We start from the raw sequence: 21,261 nt of genomic DNA, 5'->3' as shown, positions 1-21,261 counted from the left end.
GAGCGGGCCAAGGGACGGACGTACGAGAGGAGAAGAGCCACCATGCAGTTGGAAGAGCGCGAGAAGCTGGAGCTGGAAATCCAGGCGTTGTGCAAGCGGGGCGACATGGCGGGGGCCGTGGAGCGGGCGTTGGAGGGCTATGGGCAGGAAATCATGCGGCTGATGGGCTCGGTGCTGCATGACTATGAGCGGAGTCGGGATGCCTTCAGCCTCTTCAGCGAGAACCTGCTGCGGGGCTTGTCGGGCTTCCGCTGGGAGAGTTCCTTCCGCACGTGGGCCTACCGTCTGGCGCGCAACGCGTGTTACCAGGTGATGCACGCGCCGTCGGGACGGGAGCAGCCGGTGAGCATGTCCGCGCTGCCGGACGAGGCGCTCAAGCCGCGCTCGGAGACGCGTCCGTGGCAGAGGACCTCGGTGAAGGAGCGCTTTCGCGCGCTGCGCGAGAGCTTGGATCCTCAGGAGCGCATGTTGTTGCTGCTCCGGGTGGATCAGCGTTTGTCCTGGGATGATGTGGCGCGGGTGATGTCGGAAGGAGAGGAGGCGCTGTCGGACGCGGCGCTCAAGCGCAAGGCAGCGGCGTTGCGCCAGCAGTTCCAGCGCATCAAGGCCCACCTGCGCTCGCTCGCCGAGGAGGAAGGGCTCATCGCCTCGGAGGACTCCTCGACGCACGTGTAGCGAGCGGTACGACGGGCGGGCGGTCATACAGGCACTTGCTCGGCTGATGCAGCGGGTCCCTGCGAGGCAAACCCTTCGGGAAGCCAGAGACGGCTCCCAGCAAGGAGACCCGCATGACGAGGGATGGATTCAAGCGCGCGGTGGTGATGGGCCTGGCCGCTTCGGCCCTGTTACTGGCGGGAGGCTGCCGTGACGAGCGCGGTAGGCAGGGCCCGCAGTACGTCCCGTCCCAGCAGCAGGAGCAGGGCACGGGGGGCGCGGGCCAGTCAGGACAGCAGCCGGTGGACGTGAACCCTCAGCCGGACCAGGAGGGCTTCAAGACGGTGCCAGAGCAGCAGGAACTCCCCAGTGGCATCCAGGATGAGAGCCGGGGACAGGGCGGCTCGGGCCAGGAGCGGTCTGTGGACGTGAATCCGCTGCCAGAAGAGGAAGGCTTCCAGTCCGTGCCGGAGCGTCAGGAACTCCCCCATGGCGTCGGCGAAGACCCCGAGCGGCGGAAAGACGCGCAGTAGGCTGCGCCTCACTCCTCTTGAAGGGGCAATGCGTGCAGCTCCGCGGGCCAGTCCTCCTCTCGGGAGGGCGGTGCGCGGGGCTCGGCGGGCTTGGGCTCGGCGGAGTCGGACAGGAAGTCCTCCTCCAAGATTTCATGGATCAGCGCGTCGGTGGCCGCGCGCACGTCCTGGGGGGTCGTGGAGGAGGCCTCTCCCGCGCGTGCCTGCTCTTCATTGGGCAACGGGATGACCGACACGGCAGGGGACGGTGTCGCGCGAGGCTCGCTCGGCGCCGCGGGCTCTCGGATCGTGGCGGGCTGCTCAAAGACGTGTTTGTCGGTGCGATCGTCACCCTTCGCCATGTGCCCCTCCGCTCGGTGCGGTTCGGAAGTAATGCATGGCGTCGGACAGCCACGAGGGCAAGGGCCGGGCAGCGCCCTGGATACACGAAGGGCCCGGAACATCATGCGATTCCGAGCCCTGGCTGCCACGGGGGCGCCTATCTGCCTGGTTCTCACATCTCAAGGGGCGGCTGGGGTCCAGGAATGATGCCGGCGATGTCCGGATCCTCGTCTCCTGGCTGCCGCGGGGGCTTCGTGTCCTTCTCGCGCTGGCGCTCGGCCTTCTTGGCCTCTTTGTCACGCTGGCGCTGCTGGCGCGCCATTTCTTTTTGTCTCTTCGTAGACCTTCCCTGCATGGTTACTCCGGGGAAAGAGGGAAAAAAGAAGCCCAGCCTCGTCGGAGGCCGGGCCTCGTGAATTGAAAGATAGGGCGCTGGGCTCGCGCGATCAGCCGATCGGGCGAACGTTCTCGGCCTGGAGGCCCTTCGGGCCCTTCTTCACGTCGAACTCCACCTTCTGGCCCTCGGCCAGGGTGCGGAATCCGTCGGTCTGGATCGCGGTGTGGTGGCAGAACACGTCCGGGCCCCCGCTGTCCTGGGTGATGAAACCAAAGCCCTTCGCGTCGTTGAACCACTTCACAGTGCCACTTGCCATTGCTCTGATTCTTTCTCCTACACAGCAGGGCGTCCATCGCCCCACTGTTCGCTCACTGGAGCGCAAGATCGGGCGTAGCACCCAGTTGCGCGTGAAGTCGAGCCGGTAAATCCGCCGGACTACGTTTTCACGACAGTTGGATGCATGACCACGACCCATCAGAAAACACTCCGAGTGGGGGAGCTGTTCCTAGGAGTCGGGCCTCCCTGGTGAGCATCCGAGGAGGCTCGGTACGTGGCCATTCCCTGGATAATTCAGGCCTTTTTCCTCAGGCCCGGGCTTCCTCTCCCCGGAACCAGGCGGCGAGCTCAGGCCACTCGCGGGCGAGGTATTCATGCTCGGAGGCACGGGCGGGTCTCTGGGGCATGACGCACCCCGGCTTGAGCGGAACGAGCTGTCCTGCCAGCCGACCTCGCGCGAAGGCGTGGAGGACCGCCACTGCCCCCACGTCCATGTCGGGGATGCTCTCCCGAGGGGACTGCTGAATGCGCCTCACCGCGTCCACGTACTTCCCCTCGCGACAGAGCATCACAGCCTGCGCCAGCAAGGCGTAGTCCGTCTTGTCGAACATGGGGCGCCGGAGCTCCGCCACCTGGCGTCTGGCCGCGTCCAGCTCACCGGACAGTGCCAGGATGAGCGCCTTCAGGGCCGCCCTGCGTGCACCGCGGACGGAGGTGGACATCTTCCCCCAGGGCTGGGGGGCCGCGTCGCACAGAGAGAGGGCTCGCACGTACTCACCCTTGCGGAGCCAGGCCAACGTAAGCCCGTAATGGCTCCAGCCCCGCTGGTCGGCCCTCCCTCCGCACACCGCCACCTCGAAGCAACGGATGGCCGCATCGGGCCTTCCTGCCAGGAGCTGCTCCCAGCCCTGCCGCGCCCGCTTTCCCACCCACCCATGTCGCCACTGCTCCAAGGCCACGCCTACACAGAAGAGGCTCGCCAGAGCGATGGAGCGGGGGAGTCCTCCGGCGGCGGCCTCTTGTTCGCACAGCACGAGGACGATGCCCCCGAAGCCGGCGGACATGAGCAGCGCTGAGAGGAGCTGAAGCCCTCCGAACCTGGTCTTGAGTGACAGGCCCTTCGCGAGTGGAGGGCAGAGGGGATGGTCGGTGTGCGTCGTCATGCCTGGGCCCGGTGCAAGGCCCGGCCCGGAGCTGGCCCGCGTGTCTTCCGTCACTTGGAGGTGCCGCGTGTCCAGGCGCGGGATGCTCCGTCCGTGGGGACCGACGGCGGAGGGTGGAGCGCGACCGTTTGAATGCGGACGCTCACCGCCCGTCTGAGTGCGTAGATGCAGCAAGGTTGCACCCCGGAAGGAAATGACTCCCATGAAGGCCCTCTTCGCCGCCGTTACCCTGCTCACCGCTGTTGCCGCCTCCGCCCAGACCGCTCCCGCCCTCGCGCCTCCTCCTGGCCAGGGCACTGGCATCGCTCCCCCGACCTCGTCCGCCGAGCTCCGGGCCGATGACAGCAACGAGCTTCGTCGCGGTCGGCGCAAGACGATGGTGGTGATCGAGCGCGAGGACATGGAGCAGCGTCTCGCCCACCTGGAGAAGCTGCTCGGCGAGGCCTTCGAGCGCAGCAGGCGCGGCGATGGCCGGGGCAAGCTCCGCGAGGCCTACGAGGAGTTGAACGACATCCGTGAGGTTCTCGCCAGCGCTCCCGACGCGCGCGGCGGCTACAACCCCCCGCCGCCTCCTCCCCCGTCGTATCTGCCCATCGCGGAGGGCAAGCTTCAGAAGATCATGAGCGCCATGTCGCGCGAGCCCTTCGCGGAGGACAAGTTGAACGTCCTCGAGGACGCCACCCGCGACCACCACTTCCTCGTCAGCCAGGTGCAGCAGATGCTGAGCCAGTTCCAGTTCTCCAAGGATCGGCTGCAGGCGGTGCGGCTGCTGTGGTCGAACGTCCTTGACCGGCAGAATGGCTTCCAGCTCTACAACTCCTTCCAGTTCTCCAACGACAAGGCCGAGTTGAAGAAGATCATCTCCGGCTGAGTCCGGGTTCGCTGCGGCTCCCAGGGGCCAGGCTCGCGGGGCGCGGTTGCCCCGGTGGGTCTGGCCCTTCGCCATTTTGAGGCGGTGCGCGCGAGCGCGTTCGCTGTTTGAATGGCGCTCCTGATGCGTCTTCGTTCCCGCGGCGTGATGCTCCTGGCCCTCCTCGGGGGGCTGCTGCTCGTGGCCCTGCTGGTCGTCCCGCACTACATGCGGGGACTGGCCCTCGTGGCCCGCGCCGCCGACATGAAGGAGGGCCTGCCCGGTCGCATCTCCCGCTGGGGCACCGGTCCCTTCACCGAGGAGGAGCTTCAGGTCCCCTCGCGCTATGGGCCCCTGCGAGCCCGCGTCTTCCGGCCTGAGCACCCCCGCGGCCGCACCGTGCTCCTCCTCCCCGGCGTGCACGCGGACGGCATCGACGAGCCCCGGATGCAGGAGCTCGCGAGGGATCTCACCGCCGGGGGACTCATCGTCCTCACCCCCGAGCTGCCCGATCTCCTCCTCTACCGCATCACTCCCCGCGAGACGGACATGATCGAGGACGTCGCGCTCTGGGCCTCCTCTCGGCCGGAGCTCGCGCCCGATGGTCGGGTGGGCCTCATGGGCATCAGCTTCGCAGGTGGGCTCTCCGTGGTCGCCGCGGGTCGACCCTCGCTCGCGGACAAGGTCGCCTTCACCTTCTCGCTCGGGGGACATGGCGACCTCTCGCGCGTGCTCACCTTCCTGTGCAATGGCGTCGAGCCCGGTGGCCAGCAGCGCAGGCCCCACGACTATGGCGTGGTCATCATCTTGCTCAACGTGGCCGGGCAGCTCGTCCCTCCCGAGCAGGTGGAGACGTTGCGCGCGGGCATTCTCACCTTCCTCCGGGCCTCGCACCTCGCGATTCACGACGGACGTCGGGCCAGCGAGACCTTCGCGGAGGCTCGGCGGATGCAGTCCGAGATGCCCGAGCCTGCCGCCACCTTCATGAAGTACGTGAACGAGCGGGACGTCTCCGCGCTCGGGGCACGGTTGCTTCCGTACACGAGGGCCTTCGCCGACGACCCGTCGCTCTCACCCGAGCGCTCGCCCGCCCCGCGCACGCCCGTCTATCTGCTGCACGGCACGGATGACACCGTCATCCCCGCCATCGAGTCCGTGCTCCTCGCGCGCTGGTTGGAGCCCCAGACACGGGTGCGCCTCCTGCTCACGCCCCTCATCACCCACGCCGAGTTCGACCGGAAGAAGCGGCCCGAGGACGTCTGGCGGCTCGTTGCCTTCTGGTCGGCACTGCTCGACGCGTAGCGCGCCCGCGTCCGGTGCGCTTCAGCCTGAGGACAGGCCCAGCAGCTCGCGAATCTGGTCCGGAGCGTCGCGCGTTCCGGTGGGCGCGTCCACGGGCTCGTGCTCCTCCGTCCCCTGCCCTGGGAAGCGGAGGGGCGAATCCCTGGCACACTTAGCGTATGGGAGGCGTGTTACGCTTTGTCCATGCCCCCGAACGATCGTGTCCCGCCCGAGACCTCTGGCGCCGAGGACGTCAGCGTGACGCGGCCCTATGCGCACGCCTCGCGCTCCTCCGAGGTCCCCGCTGTCCGGCGTTTCCTTCTCACCGTGGTGGAGGGCCCCGGGGCTGGTACCGCCTGGGACTCGGTGTCCGATGCGTGCTCCATCGGCTCGCACCCGAGCAACGACTTCACCCTGGACGACCCCACGGTGTCGCGCTTCCACTGTGAAATCCGCGTGGGCCCCAAGGGCGCGCGGGTGAAGGACCTCGACAGCACCAACGGCGTCATGCTCGATGGTGTGCAGGTGGCGGACGGGTACCTGCGGGGTGGAAGCCTCCTGCGGCTGGGCCGCGCGGTGCTGCGCTTCGACTACGGCTCCGACAGCAACCGGCTCCCCGTGTCCAATCGCACGCGCTTCGGCTCGCTGGTGGGCACCTCGGTGCCCATGCGCATGTGCTTCGCCCTGCTGGAGCGCGCCGCCGCTCGCGACGTGACGGTGCTGCTGGAGGGCGAGACAGGCACGGGCAAGAGTCAGGCGGCCCAGGCCATCCACCAGGTGAGCGACCGCCACGACAAGCCCTTCCTCACCGTGGACTGCGGCGCCATTCCCGCGGATCTGCTGGAGAGCGAGCTGTTCGGCCACGAGAAGGGCGCCTTCACCGGCGCGGCCCAGCGGCGCATCGGCGCCTTCGAGGAGGCCCATGGCGGCACCGTCTTCCTCGATGAGATTGGCGAGCTACCCGCCGAGCTCCAGCCCAAGCTCCTGCGCGTGCTGGAGACGCGCGAAATCCGCCGCGTGGGCACCAACACGTACGTGCCCGTGAACGTGCGCATCATCGCCGCCACCAACCGCGACCTGCGCGCCGAGGTGAACGCGGGCCGGTTCCGCTCGGACCTCTTCTTCCGGCTGGCGGTGCTGCGCATTCCGCTGCCGGCGGTGCGCCAGCGGCCCGAGGACCTGCAGCTCTTGGTGGAGCAGATCCTCGATGGGCTGGGCGCGGATCCAGAGCGGACGAAGGCGCTGCGCTTGCCCAGCTTCATCTCGCGGTTGGAGCAGGCGGCGTGGCCGGGCAACGTGCGCGAGCTGCGCAACTACCTGGAGCGGTGTCTGGTGTTCGAGGACACGCTGGCGCTGACGGACATGGCCCCGGCGAGCAGCCGCTCCGAGGTGGATGCGAAGGTGCCCTATGCCGAGGCGAGGCGGCTCGCCCTGGATGACTTCGAGCGGCGCTACCTGCGCGCGCTGTTGGAGCTTCACCAGGGCAAGGTGTCCCAGGCCGCCGCCGGCGCGGACATGGACCGCGTGTACCTCTACCGCCTGTTGCGGCGGCACGGCATCAAGTGAGGCTCAGGCCTCGAGCCGGGTGACGTGGTGCAGGCCCGCGTGGCTGGAGAGCACCTCCGAGTGGAAGGTGCCCTCCAGCCCCGTGAGCGCCGCCGCTGTCGCGAGGACGCCGTGGCCCGGATGCCCCCCTGTCCAGGCCGACAGCCTCAGCAGCCGGCCTCCCCCCAGGCCCTGTCTGCCTCCCACGTCCAGCCGCAGCGTCGCCAGGTCCACGTGCAGCGTGGGCACGAGGGAGATTCGCGCTGCCTTCGCCTCCGCGTGGGGTTCCTCCGACAACAGGAGCGCCAGCTCCAGCGTCTTGCGTCGCGTCTCCCGCTCTGAGTCCTCCCCCAGGGGCAATGCCGCCACCCCCAGCAGGAAGTTGCCTCCCTCCACCATCACGGTGAGCCCCTGCGCGTCCATCCTCGCGCGCACTCGCTCCAGCAGGGTGTCCACCACCTCCAGCGTGGCGTCGTCGACCTGCCCGTTGATGCGCGCCTCCATGTACAGCCCCAGCGCTCGCACCTGCCTCACTCGGCCCGGTCCATCCCCCCGGACTGCGTTTCGCAGCTCCTCCAGCACCGCGTCCACGTCCGGGTAGCGGTCCTCCCGCCGCTTCTCCAGACAGCGCCCCACCACTTCGTCCAGCGCTGCCGGTACCGGCGCCCGCTCACTCGCCCTCGGCACGGGGGCATGCATGTGCTGCTCCTCCAACTCCACCTGTGTGGTTCCCTGGAAGGGCGGTCGTCCCGTGACGAGCTGGTACAGCAACACCCCCAGCCCGTAGAGGTCCGTCCGCGCGTCCGGTGTCTCCCCCCGAATCTGTTCCGGAGCCATCGACACAGGCGTGCCCAGCACCAGCCCTGTGCTCGTTGCCTCCGTGCCCGGCTCCTCGGGCGACAGCAGCTTCGCCACACCAAAGTCCACCAGCTTCACGACCGGTGCTGCCCCTCCACTCAGCACCACCACGTTCTGCGCCTTCAAGTCCCGGTGGATGACGCCCGCCCCGTGCGCTGCCCTCAGCGCCGAGCCCACCTGCTCCAGCAGCTCCAGCGCCTCTCGTGCGGAGAAGGGGCCTCGTGCTGCGAGCTCCGCCGCCAGGTCCCTTCCCTCCAGCCACTCCATGGCGATGAAGGGCCGCCCGTCCGCCAGCGTTCCGTGCTCGAGCACGTCCACGATGTGCGGGTGTCTCAATCGCCGCAGCGTCTCCGCCTCCTGCTGGAAGCGACGCAGGGCTCCGCGCGAAGCGGTGTACTGGGGCCTCATCACCTTGAGGGCCGCGGGCGTTCCGGTGCGGGAGTCGCGCGCGCGATACAGCGTCGAGACGCTGCCCCGGTAGCGGGTGCTCTCAACGACGTAGCCCCCCACCTGCGCTCCCGGTGACAGCTCCTCACCGTACAGCGACCAGGCCCGACCTCCGGGCTCGAGGGGGGCGTCCCCGGGTGCGTCCTTCCGGTTCGTCATATCCGTGGTGCTGGGAGGTTACTTCTGCACGCGCCTCCAGGCACAGAGCTCGGGATTCTTTGCCGACACCACGTCACACGGCGCGTGGAGGTAGACGGTGATGGGCTCCTTCCACATGCCCTTTGCTGGGTCCATGCACCGCTCGAAGTCCCCATCTCCGCTGACGAGCGGCCCGTCCTCCACCTCGCACACCGAGGCCGGGAAGTTCTGGTCCCAGGGCGTGAAGCACGCCCCCGTCACGGTCGCCGCGCAGTCCAACCCCGTTCCCGGCTGCGCGCACACGCGGCTCGTGGCGTATGCCATTCCCTGGCTCCACTCCGGCGCGTAGCAGGAGAACATCTTTCTATATACCGAGCCCTTGATGCGCTGCTCCTTGCCCACCACCTTGCCTTCCTCGTCCACGTAGACCTTCGTCGCCAGCGCCGAGGCGTCGAAGAGCGTCCCGTAGAAGGCCCCCTCCCGGTAGCTGAAGACCGCCTTCTCGGAGAGCCCATAGCTCGTGCCCGCAGGTGTGCCCGTTTCCACTCCCACGTGGGCCGTGCCGCTCTGCCAGCTGTCATACGGGGCCGTCATGACGTTGAACTCACCCGACGCCGGGCAGGTGAAGGTCACCGCAGGCTGTGTTGTGCCGCACGAGCCCTGGTTGTGCGCGAGCTTGCGCGCACTGGCATGGTCGCAGCCGACGATGCCGTCACACACGCGCAGCGCCATGTCTCCGCTGACGGAGCCCATTACCGAGCCCCCCGAGCACTGGTCCGGCGCCTTGCCTCCCGCGCCCAGGCGCACCGTCTGGCCAGGCACGCAGCGGCCGATGTAGTCCGGCTTCCAGCCACAGTTGCGGGCCGCCCCGTACTGGTGCGTGGTGCAGGCCTGGAAGCTCGGCACGTCCTGCGCCAAATCTGGATCGTGGTCCACCGAGGCCGTCTTGGGCTCCAGCGCGAAGCGGTTGATGTCGGATGGGTCCTCGCCCCGCAGCGACAGCTCCACCCGCCGGCCGAAGGCGTTGTTGCGCGCCAGGATGCAGGCGGACACTCGGCGCTTGCACTCCTCAGACGGCGCCTGGTTTGCCCACTCGGGGCACAGGCCCGCCTTGCCCTTCCACGTCTTCGGCGTGAGGGTGGCCGGGTCCATCCACGGGATGCTCTGCGTCCCCTTGAGTGCGCAGCTCACCAGGTACGACATGAAGTGCTGCGCATCCACGTCGTGCAGTTGCTGCGTCAGATACGCGTCGCCCGAGGAGGGATCGAACAGGGGCGCCAAGGCGTTGTTCGCCACCAGGTTGTTCGCCACGGGGTTGGTGGAGATGGCGTTGTAGACGAGCGCTCGCGTGGTGAGCGAGTTGGCGATGCGCAGCTCCTGCTCCGCCTGGGTGGAGGGCTCTGCTTCCTCTGGGCGCTCGGGTTGGCAGCCCAGGGACGAGAGCAGCATCGAGACCCCCAGGCCGAGGGCACACAACGGACTCTTCATGGAATTATTAGAAAGTGGCATTGACCGGGAAGTCATACCTCGCGGGCGTGCACGGCGCGAGCCAGGGGGGGCGGTGTGGCCGCGCCCCTCGGACAGGAGGTGGAGTCCTTTGCCGCTGTTGCCTGGGACGCTACAGGCTTCGCCCGGCACCTGTTGTCTCGCAGGCAACTCTTAGGGCCTCGAGCCGCGCCCGCCACAGAGGGGAGGCCGCCGAAGTGCGCTCGGCTCGGGCGAGCCACTCCCGCGCCTCGTCCTGGCAGCCCGCCCGGAGCGCGGAGCGGGTGGCCTCATGGAGGAGCTCCGTCAGCTCGTCGCTGGAGGCGTTGGGCTCGGCCTCGGCGAGCAGCGTCTTCCAAGCCTCCAGGTGGGAGACAGGGCCGGCCTCACCCTCGCGCACCTGCAACTCCACCATGCGCCGCAGGGCCTCGGTGTTGGGAGGAATGCGCTCGGGTGGGCAGTGCGCGGCGAGCCACTCGAGCTGTCCACGCGCCTCCTCCATGTCTCCACGTGCCGCCCCGAGCCGGGCCAGGAGCACGGCATCCACTGCCACCGGGTGCTCGGCGAAGAAGCGTCTGCCCAGCTCGTGCGCGCGCCGGGCCAGGGCCAGTGACTCCTCGGAGCGTCCCATCCAGTGCAGGCACTCGGCGAGCTGGCCCACGGCCCAGCGCTCCACCTGCGCGTGGCCTAGCTCGCGTCCCACGGCGATGGCCTGGCGCAAGTCCCGCTCGATGGCCTCCACGTCCGCGCGCAGGCGCCACAGGAAGGGGCGGTTGATGAGCGTGGCGGCCAGGTGCAGCCCGTCCCCCGCCTGCCGGCACAGGCCCAGCGCCTCCTCGAAGCGCTCGGCAGCCGCGTCCGCCTTCTCCTGCACGGCGAGCACGGAGCCCAGCAGCGTGAGCGCGATGACGTGCGTCTCGTGCTCCCTGGCCAGTGCGGCACCCTCGGCCGTGGAGGTGAGGACGCGCGTGGCTCGCTCCCACTCGCCCTGCCGCACGTGCAGCCGGCCTCGGGCCAGTGCGCACCGCAGCGACAGGCGTGGATTATCCAGGGACTCGGCCTTCTCCAGCGCCTCTTGCGTGCGCGCCGCCGAGCCCTCCGCGTCCTCCATCCAGTCCAGGACGGTGGCCTCCTCCAGCAGCAGGTCCACCTCCAGCGCGGTGTCTCCCCGAGCCCCCGCCAGCGCCCGAGCCGCTCCGAGGTCCGCGAGCGCCTCGCGGAAGCGCTGGATGCGGTAGCGCACCCGGCCTCGTCCGGCCAGCACCTGTGCGCGTCGTGCCGTGTCTCCCTCGGGGAGCTGCGCCAGGGCGTGGGTGTAGTTCTGCTCGGCTTCCACGTAGCGGTGGGCCCGCCGCGCGGTCTCGCCCAGGGAGAACCACGCCGAGAAGGACTCCTCGTGCGCACCGCAGGCCGCGGCATGGCGGGCGCGCTGGCGTTGCTCTGCGTCTCCCTGTCCGGAGAGGCCTCGCAGGGCCGCCGCGTGCAGGGCTCGGCGCCAGGAGGAGGGCAGGGCGCGCTCGAGGGCCTCGCGCAGTTGGGGCTGGCGGAAGGCGTACCGCTCCGGGCCCACCGTCCGCAGCAGCCCCGCGCGCTCCAGCCGTGCGAGTCCCGTGCCCGCGTCCAGGCCCGCCACGCGCGCTGTGTCCTCTTTCGCTTCCAGGTGCCGCTGCGCCGCGTCCACCTGCGCCACCGTCAGCTCCTGGCCGAGCACCGCGCACAGCTGCGCCAGGCCCTGGTGTGCCGCGGGCAGCATGGACAGGGCGCGCGTGGCGAGTCGCTCGAAGAGGGGCGTCACGGAGACGTGCAGCAGCTCGTCCGCGGCCACGTACCACTCGCCCTCCGGCGTGGCGCGCAGGGCTCCCGAGGTGCGCAGCGCTCGGGCCACCTCCACCAGGGACAGCGGCACGCCTTGGGTTAGCTGCTCCAGGCGCGCGAGCACCGGCTCGGGGATGAACTCGGCGGGGCGGAGCAGGTGCAGCAGCAGCGCGCGGCTGGCCTCGGGCGCGAGGGGGGACAGCACATGGTGCGCGGGGTGTCCGGAGCGCTCGCCGAGGAGGGGGCGCAGACTCAGCAGCTCGGGGCGTCCGGCGGCGCATACCCAGAGCGGCACCTCGGGCGCGGCGAGCGTGGCCATCTCCAGTGCGTCCAGGCTGGTGGGGTCCGCCTGGTGCGCGTCGTCCAAGAGGAGGGCCAAGGGGTGCTGGGTGGCGAGGTGACGCAGCGCCTCGGCCACGGTGCGGGCGAGGGCGTGGCGCCGGGCTCCAGAGGGCGCGGAGGGAAGGGGCGTGTCCTTGTCGCAGCGGGCCCACAGGGCGGAGAGGAGCGCGTCCGGTCCGGATGCATCGGGGTGGGGCGCGGCGAGGCGAAGGACTCGGACGTGGCCCTCTGCCTCCCATGTCGCGGCGAGCGCGTCGAGCAGGCGTGTCTTGCCGAGGCCTGGCTCGCCCGTGAGGACGGAGAGGCCGGGGCCCTGGCCCGAGAAGGAGCGGGTTGCATCGGCGAGCAGCGTCTCGAGCAGCGTGTCGCGGCCCTGGAGGGGAGGGGGCTCTGCCGACGCCGGCCCCCGGGTGAGGGAGGAGTCTCCCGTGAGCTGGAGGGCTCCCGCGGGACCGGGCGTCGTTGCGCCTTCGCCGAGTCGCGCCGCGGCCTCGGGGGAGACCAACAGGGGTGCGTCTCCTGCGGAGGTGGGCCACCAGGACTCGGGCTGCTCCAAGGCCGCGCCCGCCATGCGCGTGAGGGTGGCACCGGGGCGCACGCGCAGCTCGGCGAGGTGGAGGACGGCGGTGGTGCTGGGCTCGGACGTGAGCTGACGAGCGGCGCGAGCGGCGGCGCGCAGTCCCGCCTCGGCCGAGGGGTGCTCGGGGAAGGCGATGAGGTAGCGGCCCGGGTGGACGCGCGCGAGCAGACCGCCCTCGGGCGCTACGGTCGCGGCGAGCTGGTCCACGCCGAGCTCACTCCGAAGGCCAAGGAGCGCCACGCTCCGCACGCCCTGGGCCCGCGCGGGGGCGAGTACATCCTCGGGGGTGGCCCGTGCTCCGGGACTGCTGGTCCGGCGAGCGGAGTCGAAGGCTGCGAGGAGCTCGGCGGCGGAGCCGAAGCGCGCGGCCCGATCCTTGGCGAGGCAACGCAGCAGCACCTCATCGAGGGCTGGTGGCACGGGGGCGCGCTCGGAGGCGCGAGGGGGCCGGAGGTTCACGTGGCCGTGCAGCACCTCGTCCGGTCCGCCGGTGAAGGGCGGGGAGCCAGTGAGCAGCTCGAAGAGGAGGACGCCGAGCGCGTAGAGGTCCGTGCGTGCATCCACGTTACGGGACTCGAGGCACTGCTCGGGGGCCATGTAGTGGGCGGTGCCGAGTCGCTGGCCGGTGCGGGTGATGCTGACGGATTCCTCGGGCTCGTCGGGGTCGGAGGCCTCGAGGAAGCGTGCGAGGCCGAAGTCGAGGAGGCTGAGCGCGCCGCCCTCGCGCAGGAAGACGTTCTCCGGCTTGAGGTCCCGGTGGACGAGCCCCACGGCGTGGACACGCTCGAGGGCGGCGCACAGGCCGGCGAGTAGTTCGCCCACGTGCGAGAGGGGCGCGGCGCCGGAGCCGGGGAGCGCGGCCATCCAGGCGGCGAGCGTCTGGCCACGCAGGCGTTCGAGGACAAGGAAGGAGCGGCCGTCAGAGGTGCCCTCGAGGAGCAGCTCGGGGACGGTGGGAGGGCCCACGCGGCGCAGGGCGGCGGCCTCGCGGGCGAAGCGCGCGGAGAAGGAGCCGAGCGCCACCTTGAGGGCGACCTCACGCCCATCCTCGTCGCGGAGGGCGGAGAAGACGCGGGAGAAGCCGCCCGAGCCCAGGAGGGTGCGGAGCTGGAAGCCGGGCACCTGGGGCAATGCGAAGGGCTCGGGCTCCGGAGCGGGCCGGGGCCTCTGGGCGTGCAGGGGACAGACGTCGCTGGGGGCGAGGCGACGGTGACAGACCGGGCAGCGCATGGGGAGGGCGGCGGGGGGGCGCCGTGACTCGAGGTTATCAGAGTGTTGCGCGGACGAGGCGATGACTCCGCCTGGCTCGTCCAACGCTCCTACCTACGCGAAGCACGTCGTGCGTGGAGGAGGGCCTTTGCATCGACAACATGAATACGTAGAAACCTACAAGCCCCACCAAGAAGAGCGTGCCCCACACGGGGTTGACGGGTTCTTCTTCCGAGTCCCACCGCACGGGAATGTAGAAGTTTCTTTCCGTCTCGATGAGCAGGGCGGAGTAACTCCCAGCCAACGTGACCACCAGGAAGATGAACAGTCCCAGGGTGGGTAGCAACCAGCCCATGAGCTCGAGCAGACGCTGGAAGGTGCTGACCGGAAGGGCGGATGTGGGGGTGATGCGAAGCACATCGAGGGTGTTCCCACTGCTCCGTCGCAGCCACAGGAGCAGGGGCGGTCCGATGAGCAGGGCAAACACCGCCAGGAGGATGCTGATGAAGAGGAAGAGCCCCCACTGCGTCGGCGGGGGCGGTAGCCCGTGATCGGACAGGGTGAATTGCATGGCCTGGGTTCTCCGCCGAGAGGGGTGTTGGGGCTGCCCACGTGAAAGCGGACAGCCTACCAACGTTCAGCGGCTCGGAGGAAAGGCCATCCGGGCACTCGACCCTCTCGTGAAGTTGCTCCTCCCGGATCTTCTATGTCTGCGCCCGGCCTGCTCCTGATCTATCGCTCCAGGTTGAGGGCAGCACTCGATTAGGGTTATATCCCAAGGAAGGAGGATGGACCTATGGATGGCTTGGCGGGTCGTCCGATGCGAGTTGCCATCACTGGAATGGGGATGAGGTCTCCTGTGGGGCATAACGGTCCCAGTACCTGTGCTGCGCTGCGAGCGGGCATCTCGCGCCTAGTATATCGACGCGATCTGGTGGATCGCCATGGTGAACCACTTGCTGCCTCTCGTGTGACCGGTCTTGTTGAGGGATTGAAACCGCCGGAGCGCGTGGGAGAACTCGCGAGCGGCGCATTGGAGGAAGCGATTGCGAGTATTCCAAAGGGCTCGTGTGATCGGCTCCACGCGTTTCTATTGACAGGAGAGACCGCTCGTTCAGGAGACATGTCACCAGCGGTTGCTCAAGTACGCAACCTCATCGCACGGGCGATGCCGAAAGTCCGGTTGGAATTGGAGGTATATGCTGAGGGTCATGCCTCTGGGGTGAGGGCTCTCCTCTCTATACAGGAGCGGCTCGCCCGAACGCCCGCGTCTGCCGGACTGCTCATCGGTGCCGACTCGCTGTCGAATACCTCTGCTGTGGCCTATTTCGAGAAGGATCATCGTTTGAGGGAAAGCCAACAGCCCCGTGGATTGAATCTTGGTGAAGCTGCTGCCTGTCTGGTTCTCCGGTCAGAGCTGGCTGTACGTGAGACTCGCGCGCGCCCGCTTGCCCTGGTCGTGGGGGCTGGGCTTGCCATGGAACCAGTGCCGCTGGCTCATGATGCGCCACTGGTAGGAACAGGGCTTACCCGGTCCATCTTGGGCGCGCTTGAATCGGCTTGTTGGGAGGGTGGGACGGTTCGGCGCGTGTACACGGACCTCAATGGCGAGCCCTGTCGCTCCCATGAGTGGATGTTGGCCATGGTGCGGACCCTCTCGGGACCCGAGGTCATTCATCCGGCGGATTGTATCGGCGATGTTGGTGCTGCCTCCGTGCCGCTGCTGCTCGGGATGGCCGCCATGGCCCTATATCGAGGTTACGCCAAGTCTTCGCGGCTGTTGGTGTGCTGCTCATCGGATGAAGGGTTGAGGGGAAGCATTTGTGTTCAGCCCGCTGACGGAGGCAGTGGGGGGGGGCGATGGAGCTCGTTCATGACTCGCCTTTTATCGGTGCCCTCGAGTCCGTCCTGGATCGTGATGGCGCTGAGGTTCGGGTGGCACTCCTCAAAGCCACCTATACACTGGAGGACAGCGGACGCCTGCGCATCGCGGAGGAGCAGGAGCCTCTATGGCAGACCGATCAGTATTTGTCTGAGCCGGGCTCGTCGGTCCTCTATGAGAGCGATGGTGCGTACTACAAGCCAGGAACGGACGTCGTCGTCGTCGGCTCAGTCTTCGCCCCGGGTGGGCGGCCAACCACGAGTTGCCAATGCCTCCTCGCGGTGGGCTCGCGGCGCAAGATACTCCAGGTCTTTGGAGATCGGCGGTGGAGTTACAGTTGGTTGACCGGCGTTACCCGATCGGATCCACAGCCTTTCGTGGAGATGCCCATCTGCTGGGAGCGTGCGTTTGGCGGTAGCGATCCTTCCGCCCAGGAACACGGCGCGCCTGCCTGGGAGTCTCGTAACCCCATCGGGACGGGTTGCTGCTGGGTGAAGAGTCCTTCGCGGTTGGATGGCCTCGCACTTCCGAATTTCGAGGACCCGCACGAACTCATCACCTCTTGGAAGGACAAGCCCGCACCACAGGGGTTGGGATTCATCGGTCGGAGTTGGATGCCACGGCTGCGCCATGCGGGTACCTATGATGATGCCTGGAGAAAGTACCGGCGCCCCCTTCCTCCGGAAGACTTCGATTATCACTACTTCCAGGGAGCGCCACCGGAACTCGTGCATGCCACCCACCTTCGAGGTGGAGAACTCGTGCGGGCCGTGAATCTTACGAAAAAAGGTACCGAGCAGTTCCACTTGCCCGATGTTGCTGTGACCTTTCACGTGCAGAGTAGGCGCCGATTACTCCGAGTTCCCGGTGTTCTCGACACGGTCGTATTCAGCTTTGCCATGCGGCGGCTCTCGCTTGTCTGGCGCTGCAAGTACCCTGTCTTGATGAACGAGGCCTCGGATGAAGCGCGTGCCGAGGTTCACTTCCGTAGTTCCACAGGAGGCTAGACATATGCCCGTCACTGTTGCGGTCAATGCTCCGGAAACAGTGGTGCACAAAGGGAGCATGGGGGTCGTGCAAACACAGATGGATGTCTGCAAAACCCCCAGCCCCGGTGGACCTGTCCCGGTCCCTTACCCGAATATGGCTCTTTCCTCTCAGGTGTCTGGAGGGAGCAAGAGCGTGACGGTCGAAGGAAATTCCATACTGCTGAAAGGGAGTTGCATCAATATGAGCAGCGGTGATGAGGCCGGTTCGGCGGGTGGGGTCGCTTCGGGCTGCATCAAAGGCAAGGCCGAACCGGTGCTTTACTCCTTCGACGTGAAGGTGGAGGGAAAAAATGTCGTGCGCCGCTCGGATCCGATGACCCAGAACAAGGGCAATTGCTTCTGAGGAGGGCTGCTTGGGCAAGATCAAACAGGGCTCGGCCAAAGGCGGTAAGGGGAACACCGATGATTTCAAGGAAGAGGATCTCCGGCAGCCCAAGGCCGACAGCATCGAGCGCGACAAGCGTCACGGGTACGATCACAAGAACGGGACGAAGGATGGGAAGAGTGTGAGCTACGCGCTCTGGGATACACCACCCACCAACAAAGAGCTTGTCTACGTCAAGAAAGCTGATCACACTTTCGTCTTTTCACCCCGACCGAAAAACGACCTGAATCAGCGTAACAGAGGCAGAGCGACGTTGCCGCACTCCATGCTCGGTGCAGGAGAGGCTGTCATCGGAGCCGGTGAGTGCGAGACCAACGAGGAGGGTAAAATCACACGGGCGGACAACTTCTCGGGTCATTACCAGCCCAACGAAAAGAACCTCAAGGAGACGAAGAAGAATTTTGAGCAGCAGGGACATGCCGCGGGCGGTGCCAAGTACGAGGTCTTCGACAGGACAGGGAAGGTCATCAAAAGTTTGTGAACCGTGGCGCGGACCACAGGAGAGAACATGCTCATTCCAACGTTGTTCCCAAAGCTGGATGCCGAGATCGAGCGACTCTTCATGCATCCAGCGCATTATGGGTTGCCCAAGCCGCTCCAGGAGGAGGGGTTGGCTCTTCATGATGTTCTCGAGGCACTCCTGCTCTCACCGAAATGGGAATGGTTGACGCCCGATGATTTGAGCTTTGCCCTGGACAAGTCCGCTCGCTTTCGATTGATGGCTGAGCGCGTGGTACCAGTGGCTCCTTTGGTTGCCACTAGCGATAAGACCGGCCAATTGGCAGATGATTCCACCGCACAGAAACTTCCAATCGAAGTATTCCTGGCTGGGTCGTCAGGCGGTTCTACGCTACGCGAGCCCAACACCCTACAGAGCCGGCTCTATGAACAGTTGGAGAAGGCGGTCATCGTGGCCGGAGCCCGTACCGGCTCCTTCGAGAACATCCACATCCGCCGGTTGCGGACGGAGCCCGCGGTAGCGCGAGGTGCGCGGTTGCGGGTGCTTGGCAATGGTTTGCTCTCCGGTACGGGAATCGAGGACTCCATGTTGGAGGACGTTTCCATTGATCTGAACGCCCCCTGGATGGATGCGGTGCGGTACCGGCTCAAGTTGGGAGAGACTCTGTACCTCGACGAACCGAGCCTTCAGGCAGATGCCGCACGAGCTCTTTTCCAACTCCGCACGCAACTCGTCGTCGAGGCCGACCTTGTATCTCACTTGGCCGAAGATGATCGTTACGTGCGCATCAACGTCCTGAGCGCACTTGGCCTACCGGCGTACAAGGTTGGGTTTGTTCCTGGCGAGCCGCTGCCTCCTCGCGACGAGCGTCTGGAGCCCGTCACACTACAGCCCACAACGGTTCGCGCCATTTTATCCATGGCTCGGAATGAATTGGATCCGGGAGTGCTCAGTTACGTGGTCTGCACCCTGAAGTCACAAACCTATCATGGGAAACTCCACGAGGTGAGTGCGGATGTTCGCGAAGTCATTCGTCGCACCGTACTACCTCGTGTGGAGGAATCCTCCGTAGTGCAGGATTGCAAGGAACTGCTACGGCTATTGCCCCCAATTCAGTGAACCCCCATCAGGGCCGGCTGACCTGGAGCATCCTGCGGGGAGTCCACCCAGAGTGGGCATGGTGCGTTCGCCTGCCTTTCTTCTGGGCGGTCCTCCAACCCTGGAAGGGTCGTTCGGCTCTCGGGGGGGTCCCTCTGGCATTACAGTGGGACCTCCCCTCAGGAGAGGGGGTCGCCCTGCGCTAAGCACCTAGAAGCGATACCGGGCGGTCAGGCTCGCCGAGCGCGCCTCGGCGGGAACCGCATGCCCGCCGTAGTACTGGTCGTAGTAGAGCTCGTTCGTGATGTTGTTCACGTTGAGCTGGAGATCCAACTTGCCCCACGCGTAGCTGGCGAAGGCATCGAAGCGCCAGAAGTTGGGCACCTTGTTGAACGCCACGTTGGCCGCGGTGGGATTGTTCACCGTCGTCACGTCCTGGTAGACGGCGCCGCCACCGAACGTGAGGTTGTCCAGCGGGTTGACGGTCGTCCAGAGCGACAGGCTGCGCTTGGGCGTGTTCGGCAGCGGCTGGCCCTCGAGATAGTCGTTGGTGTGCGCGCGGATCTCCGAGTCCATGTGGGTGTAGTTGGCGAGCACCCTCCAGCGCTGGGTGAGGGTGCCGGCGATGCCAACATTGAAGCCCTGCACCCGCTGCGCACCCTCGAGGATTTGCGGCGGCCCCTCGGGGTCCGTGTTCGGCACGCGCGCGTTCGTCTTGTCGATGCGGAAGACCGCCGCGGTCAGGCCCAGCCGCTCCTCGAGCAGGTCCGCCTTGGCGCCGACCTCATAAATGACGTTGCGCTCCGGCTCGAGACTCTCCGTCCCAGTGGCGATCGTGCCGGCCTCCGCCGAGGGATTGGCGGAGGTGCCGTACATGGCGTAGAGGCTCGTCTTCTCCAGCGGGTGGACAACGACGCCAGCACGCCAGTTGAAGAACGCGTCCTGGTTCTCCAACCGCGTCACCTGTCTCGCGGCGTTCTCCGACGTGTAGTCAGTGTCGAAGACGTCGAAGCGCGCGGAACCGAGGAGCTCGACATAGCGGGAGATCTCAAGCTGCTCCGAGGCATAGGCCCCGATGTTCCACTGCCGGGACTCATTGGAGGTGCTGAAGACTCGGGTGAGCGGGGAGAGGTCGGGCGAGGGCTCCGGCTCGAACAGGTCGGCGGGGAGGTTCGGCCCGGTGGACAGATCCACCGCGCGCAGGTTGCTGCGGTACTGGTTGCGCGTCTCCCAGGACAGCTCGAGCCCGGCATTCGCGGTGTGCCGCAGGATTCCGGTCTGGAAGACCCCGCGGAAATCCGTCTGGTTGATGAGGTTGGCGTTGTCCGTTTCGAGCTCGTAGCGCTCCCGTCCGACAGTCACGGGGGCGGTGGCCGGCGAGAGCCCGCGCGGCGACGTGGGCCGGGCGAAGCGATCCACCGAGCCAAAGCGCAACGTGTTCGTCAGCACCGTGTCGCCGCCGAACCGGTGCTGGATGCGCCCGGTGGCGACGTGGGCATTCACCCTCAAGGTGTCCGAGCCCGCCACGCCATAGAAGGTGTCGCGCGGAACGCCGAGGCTGTTCGTGAGCGGGTAGCCATTGAAGTAGGGCTGACCGTGGTCCGGGATGCCCTCTTCCCGCTGGTAGAGGTAGTCGAGGTCGAGCGTGGTGTTCTGTCCCAGCGCGATGCGCGCGGCGGGAGTGACCGCGGCACGGTTCTGCTCGGCGCCGTCACGGCCCGCTGTCTGGGCGAGCTGCCCCGCCGCGTTGATGCGCAGCTGCACGTCCTCGCTGAGCACCTGGTTGACGTCCAGGTCGAGGCGGCCCCAAGGTGCCGTGCCGCCCGTCAGGCTCACTTCCCGGGTGGACCGCTTCGTCGGCCGCTTGGTGACGAGGTTGACCGCGCCGCCCGTCGAGCCGCGTCCGAAGAGCACGGCGGAGGGCCCGAAGAAGACCTCGACGCCTCCAAGGTTGAAGGTGTCGCGCGTGAACCAGCCCAGGTCGCGCACACCATCGCGGAAGGTGTCGGTCTGCGCCGAGAAGCCACGGAGGATGAAGATGTCTCCCTGGCGGCCACCCTCACCCGCGCTGACGGTGATGCCGGAGACGTTGCGCAGGGCCTCGCGCACCGTCGTGGCCCGCTGCTCCTCGATGATTGTCTCGGGAACCACGGTGACGGTCTGCGGCGTGTCGACGAGCGGCTTGGGCAGACGCGTGAGCGTGCTCTCCGGGGTGTTGTAGCTCTCCGCCTCCTCCTGCACCTGGACCGTGGGCAGCACGAACTTGTCCTGGGCGCCCTCCGGCGATGGCTGGGAGGCCGGTGCCGACTGCTCGGCACGCGGTGCATCCGCGGGAGGCGTCGCCTCCTGCGCGAGCGCGCCACTTGCCGCCAGCGCCGAGGCGAGACCTACCGCCGTCTGTCCCCAGGGCCACAGCGCGCCGCGCACCCCTCCTGAAACACCCTTCGTCGAGCGGATGCCCGTCCTGCTGGCCTTGGTGGAAGACATGCTTGTACCCCTCGAACTACATGAATTTGAGAATGATTCTCGTATTGAATTGCTGGGTTTGAAGCA

At 67.3% G+C, this 21,261-nt stretch carries 18 protein-coding genes; 9 read left to right on the top strand and 9 right to left on the bottom strand.

Going from position 1 to position 21,261, the window contains the following annotated elements:
- Positions 1-42 precede the first annotated feature (42 nt).
- The gene (locus F0U60_RS51255; protein WP_395811845.1) at positions 43-675 is read left to right on the top strand and encodes an RNA polymerase sigma factor; all 633 of its coding nucleotides are present in this window, start codon (positions 43-45) and stop codon (positions 673-675) included.
- 113 nt (positions 676-788) lie between these two features.
- Complete coding sequence (locus tag F0U60_RS51250) at positions 789-1,187, top strand: hypothetical protein (RefSeq protein ID WP_395811844.1); 399 nt, start codon at positions 789-791, stop codon at positions 1,185-1,187.
- Between the two features lie 8 nt (positions 1,188-1,195).
- On the opposite strand, the gene F0U60_RS51245 is transcribed toward F0U60_RS51250, so the two are convergent.
- The 4 genes from F0U60_RS51245 to F0U60_RS51230 all read right to left on the bottom strand — a co-directional run bounded on the left by F0U60_RS51245 (position 1,196) and on the right by F0U60_RS51230 (position 3,284).
- The gene (locus tag F0U60_RS51245; RefSeq protein ID WP_395811843.1) at positions 1,196-1,528 is read right to left on the bottom strand and encodes a hypothetical protein; all 333 of its coding nucleotides are present in this window, start codon (positions 1,526-1,528) and stop codon (positions 1,196-1,198) included.
- A 152-nt stretch (positions 1,529-1,680) separates the two neighbouring features.
- Complete coding sequence (locus F0U60_RS51240; RefSeq protein WP_203408954.1) at positions 1,681-1,863, bottom strand: hypothetical protein; 183 nt, start codon at positions 1,861-1,863, stop codon at positions 1,681-1,683.
- Positions 1,864-1,954: 91 nt separating this feature from the next.
- Positions 1,955-2,161 carry a cold-shock protein gene (locus F0U60_RS51235; protein ID WP_043411966.1) on the bottom strand — a complete coding sequence of 69 codons (207 nt, stop codon included), beginning with the start codon at positions 2,159-2,161 and terminating at the stop codon, positions 1,955-1,957.
- Positions 2,162-2,429: 268 nt separating this feature from the next.
- Complete coding sequence (locus F0U60_RS51230) at positions 2,430-3,284, bottom strand: hypothetical protein (protein WP_395811842.1); 855 nt, start codon at positions 3,282-3,284, stop codon at positions 2,430-2,432.
- 202 nt (positions 3,285-3,486) lie between these two features.
- On the opposite strand from F0U60_RS51230, the gene F0U60_RS51225 reads away from it, so the two are divergent.
- The 3 genes from F0U60_RS51225 (at position 3,487) to F0U60_RS51215 (ending at position 6,981) form a co-directional block, all read left to right on the top strand.
- Positions 3,487-4,155 (top strand): DUF4476 domain-containing protein, encoded by a 669-nt coding sequence (locus F0U60_RS51225; RefSeq protein WP_395811841.1) that lies wholly within the window; start codon positions 3,487-3,489, stop codon positions 4,153-4,155.
- Between the two features lie 123 nt (positions 4,156-4,278).
- Positions 4,279-5,436: a hypothetical protein gene (locus tag F0U60_RS51220; RefSeq protein WP_395811840.1), complete on the top strand. Its 1,158-nt coding sequence runs from the start codon at positions 4,279-4,281 to the stop codon at positions 5,434-5,436.
- 183 nt (positions 5,437-5,619) lie between these two features.
- The gene (locus tag F0U60_RS51215; protein WP_395811839.1) at positions 5,620-6,981 is read left to right on the top strand and encodes a sigma 54-interacting transcriptional regulator; all 1,362 of its coding nucleotides are present in this window, start codon (positions 5,620-5,622) and stop codon (positions 6,979-6,981) included.
- A 3-nt stretch (positions 6,982-6,984) separates the two neighbouring features.
- On the opposite strand, the gene F0U60_RS51210 is transcribed toward F0U60_RS51215, so the two are convergent.
- From F0U60_RS51210 to F0U60_RS51195, 4 genes are all read right to left on the bottom strand, one after another.
- A complete protein-coding gene (locus F0U60_RS51210; RefSeq protein WP_395811838.1) occupies positions 6,985-8,424 on the bottom strand; it encodes a serine/threonine-protein kinase in 1,440 nt (479 codons plus the stop codon).
- 18 nt (positions 8,425-8,442) lie between these two features.
- Complete coding sequence (locus tag F0U60_RS51205; RefSeq protein ID WP_395811837.1) at positions 8,443-9,852, bottom strand: hypothetical protein; 1,410 nt, start codon at positions 9,850-9,852, stop codon at positions 8,443-8,445.
- Between the two features lie 169 nt (positions 9,853-10,021).
- A complete protein-coding gene (locus F0U60_RS51200) occupies positions 10,022-13,747 on the bottom strand; it encodes a serine/threonine-protein kinase PknK (RefSeq protein WP_395825814.1) in 3,726 nt (1,241 codons plus the stop codon).
- 145 nt (positions 13,748-13,892) lie between these two features.
- Positions 13,893-14,405 (bottom strand): hypothetical protein, encoded by a 513-nt coding sequence (locus tag F0U60_RS51195; protein ID WP_395811836.1) that lies wholly within the window; start codon positions 14,403-14,405, stop codon positions 13,893-13,895.
- Positions 14,406-15,694: 1,289 nt separating this feature from the next.
- Between F0U60_RS51195 and F0U60_RS51190 the strand changes: the two genes are divergently transcribed.
- From F0U60_RS51190 to F0U60_RS51175, 4 genes are read left to right on the top strand one after another with little or no spacing between them, the layout of a single operon-like run.
- Positions 15,695-16,723, top strand: coding sequence for a DUF2169 domain-containing protein (locus tag F0U60_RS51190; RefSeq protein ID WP_395811835.1), 1,029 nt, complete (start codon positions 15,695-15,697; stop codon positions 16,721-16,723).
- Between the two features lie 4 nt (positions 16,724-16,727).
- A complete protein-coding gene (locus tag F0U60_RS51185) occupies positions 16,728-17,108 on the top strand; it encodes a DUF4150 domain-containing protein (protein WP_395811834.1) in 381 nt (126 codons plus the stop codon).
- 10 nt (positions 17,109-17,118) lie between these two features.
- On the top strand, positions 17,119-17,631 hold the full coding sequence (locus F0U60_RS51180) for a hypothetical protein (RefSeq protein WP_395811833.1): 513 nt from the start codon (positions 17,119-17,121) through the stop codon (positions 17,629-17,631).
- A 27-nt stretch (positions 17,632-17,658) separates the two neighbouring features.
- Positions 17,659-18,729, top strand: coding sequence for a hypothetical protein (locus F0U60_RS51175; protein WP_395811832.1), 1,071 nt, complete (start codon positions 17,659-17,661; stop codon positions 18,727-18,729).
- A gap of 189 nt (positions 18,730-18,918) precedes the next feature.
- Here F0U60_RS51175 and F0U60_RS51170 read toward each other — a convergent pair whose 3' ends face one another.
- Positions 18,919-21,195 carry a TonB-dependent receptor gene (locus tag F0U60_RS51170; RefSeq protein ID WP_395811831.1) on the bottom strand — a complete coding sequence of 759 codons (2,277 nt, stop codon included), beginning with the start codon at positions 21,193-21,195 and terminating at the stop codon, positions 18,919-18,921.
- Between the last annotated feature and the right edge of the window lie 66 nt (positions 21,196-21,261).

It is taken from the genome of Archangium minus (genome assembly GCF_044360475.1).
Classification (GTDB): domain Bacteria; phylum Myxococcota; class Myxococcia; order Myxococcales; family Myxococcaceae; genus Archangium; species Archangium minus.
Note: the sequence above shows the minus strand (reverse complement) of the source record. Positions and strands in the feature narration are given on the sequence as shown.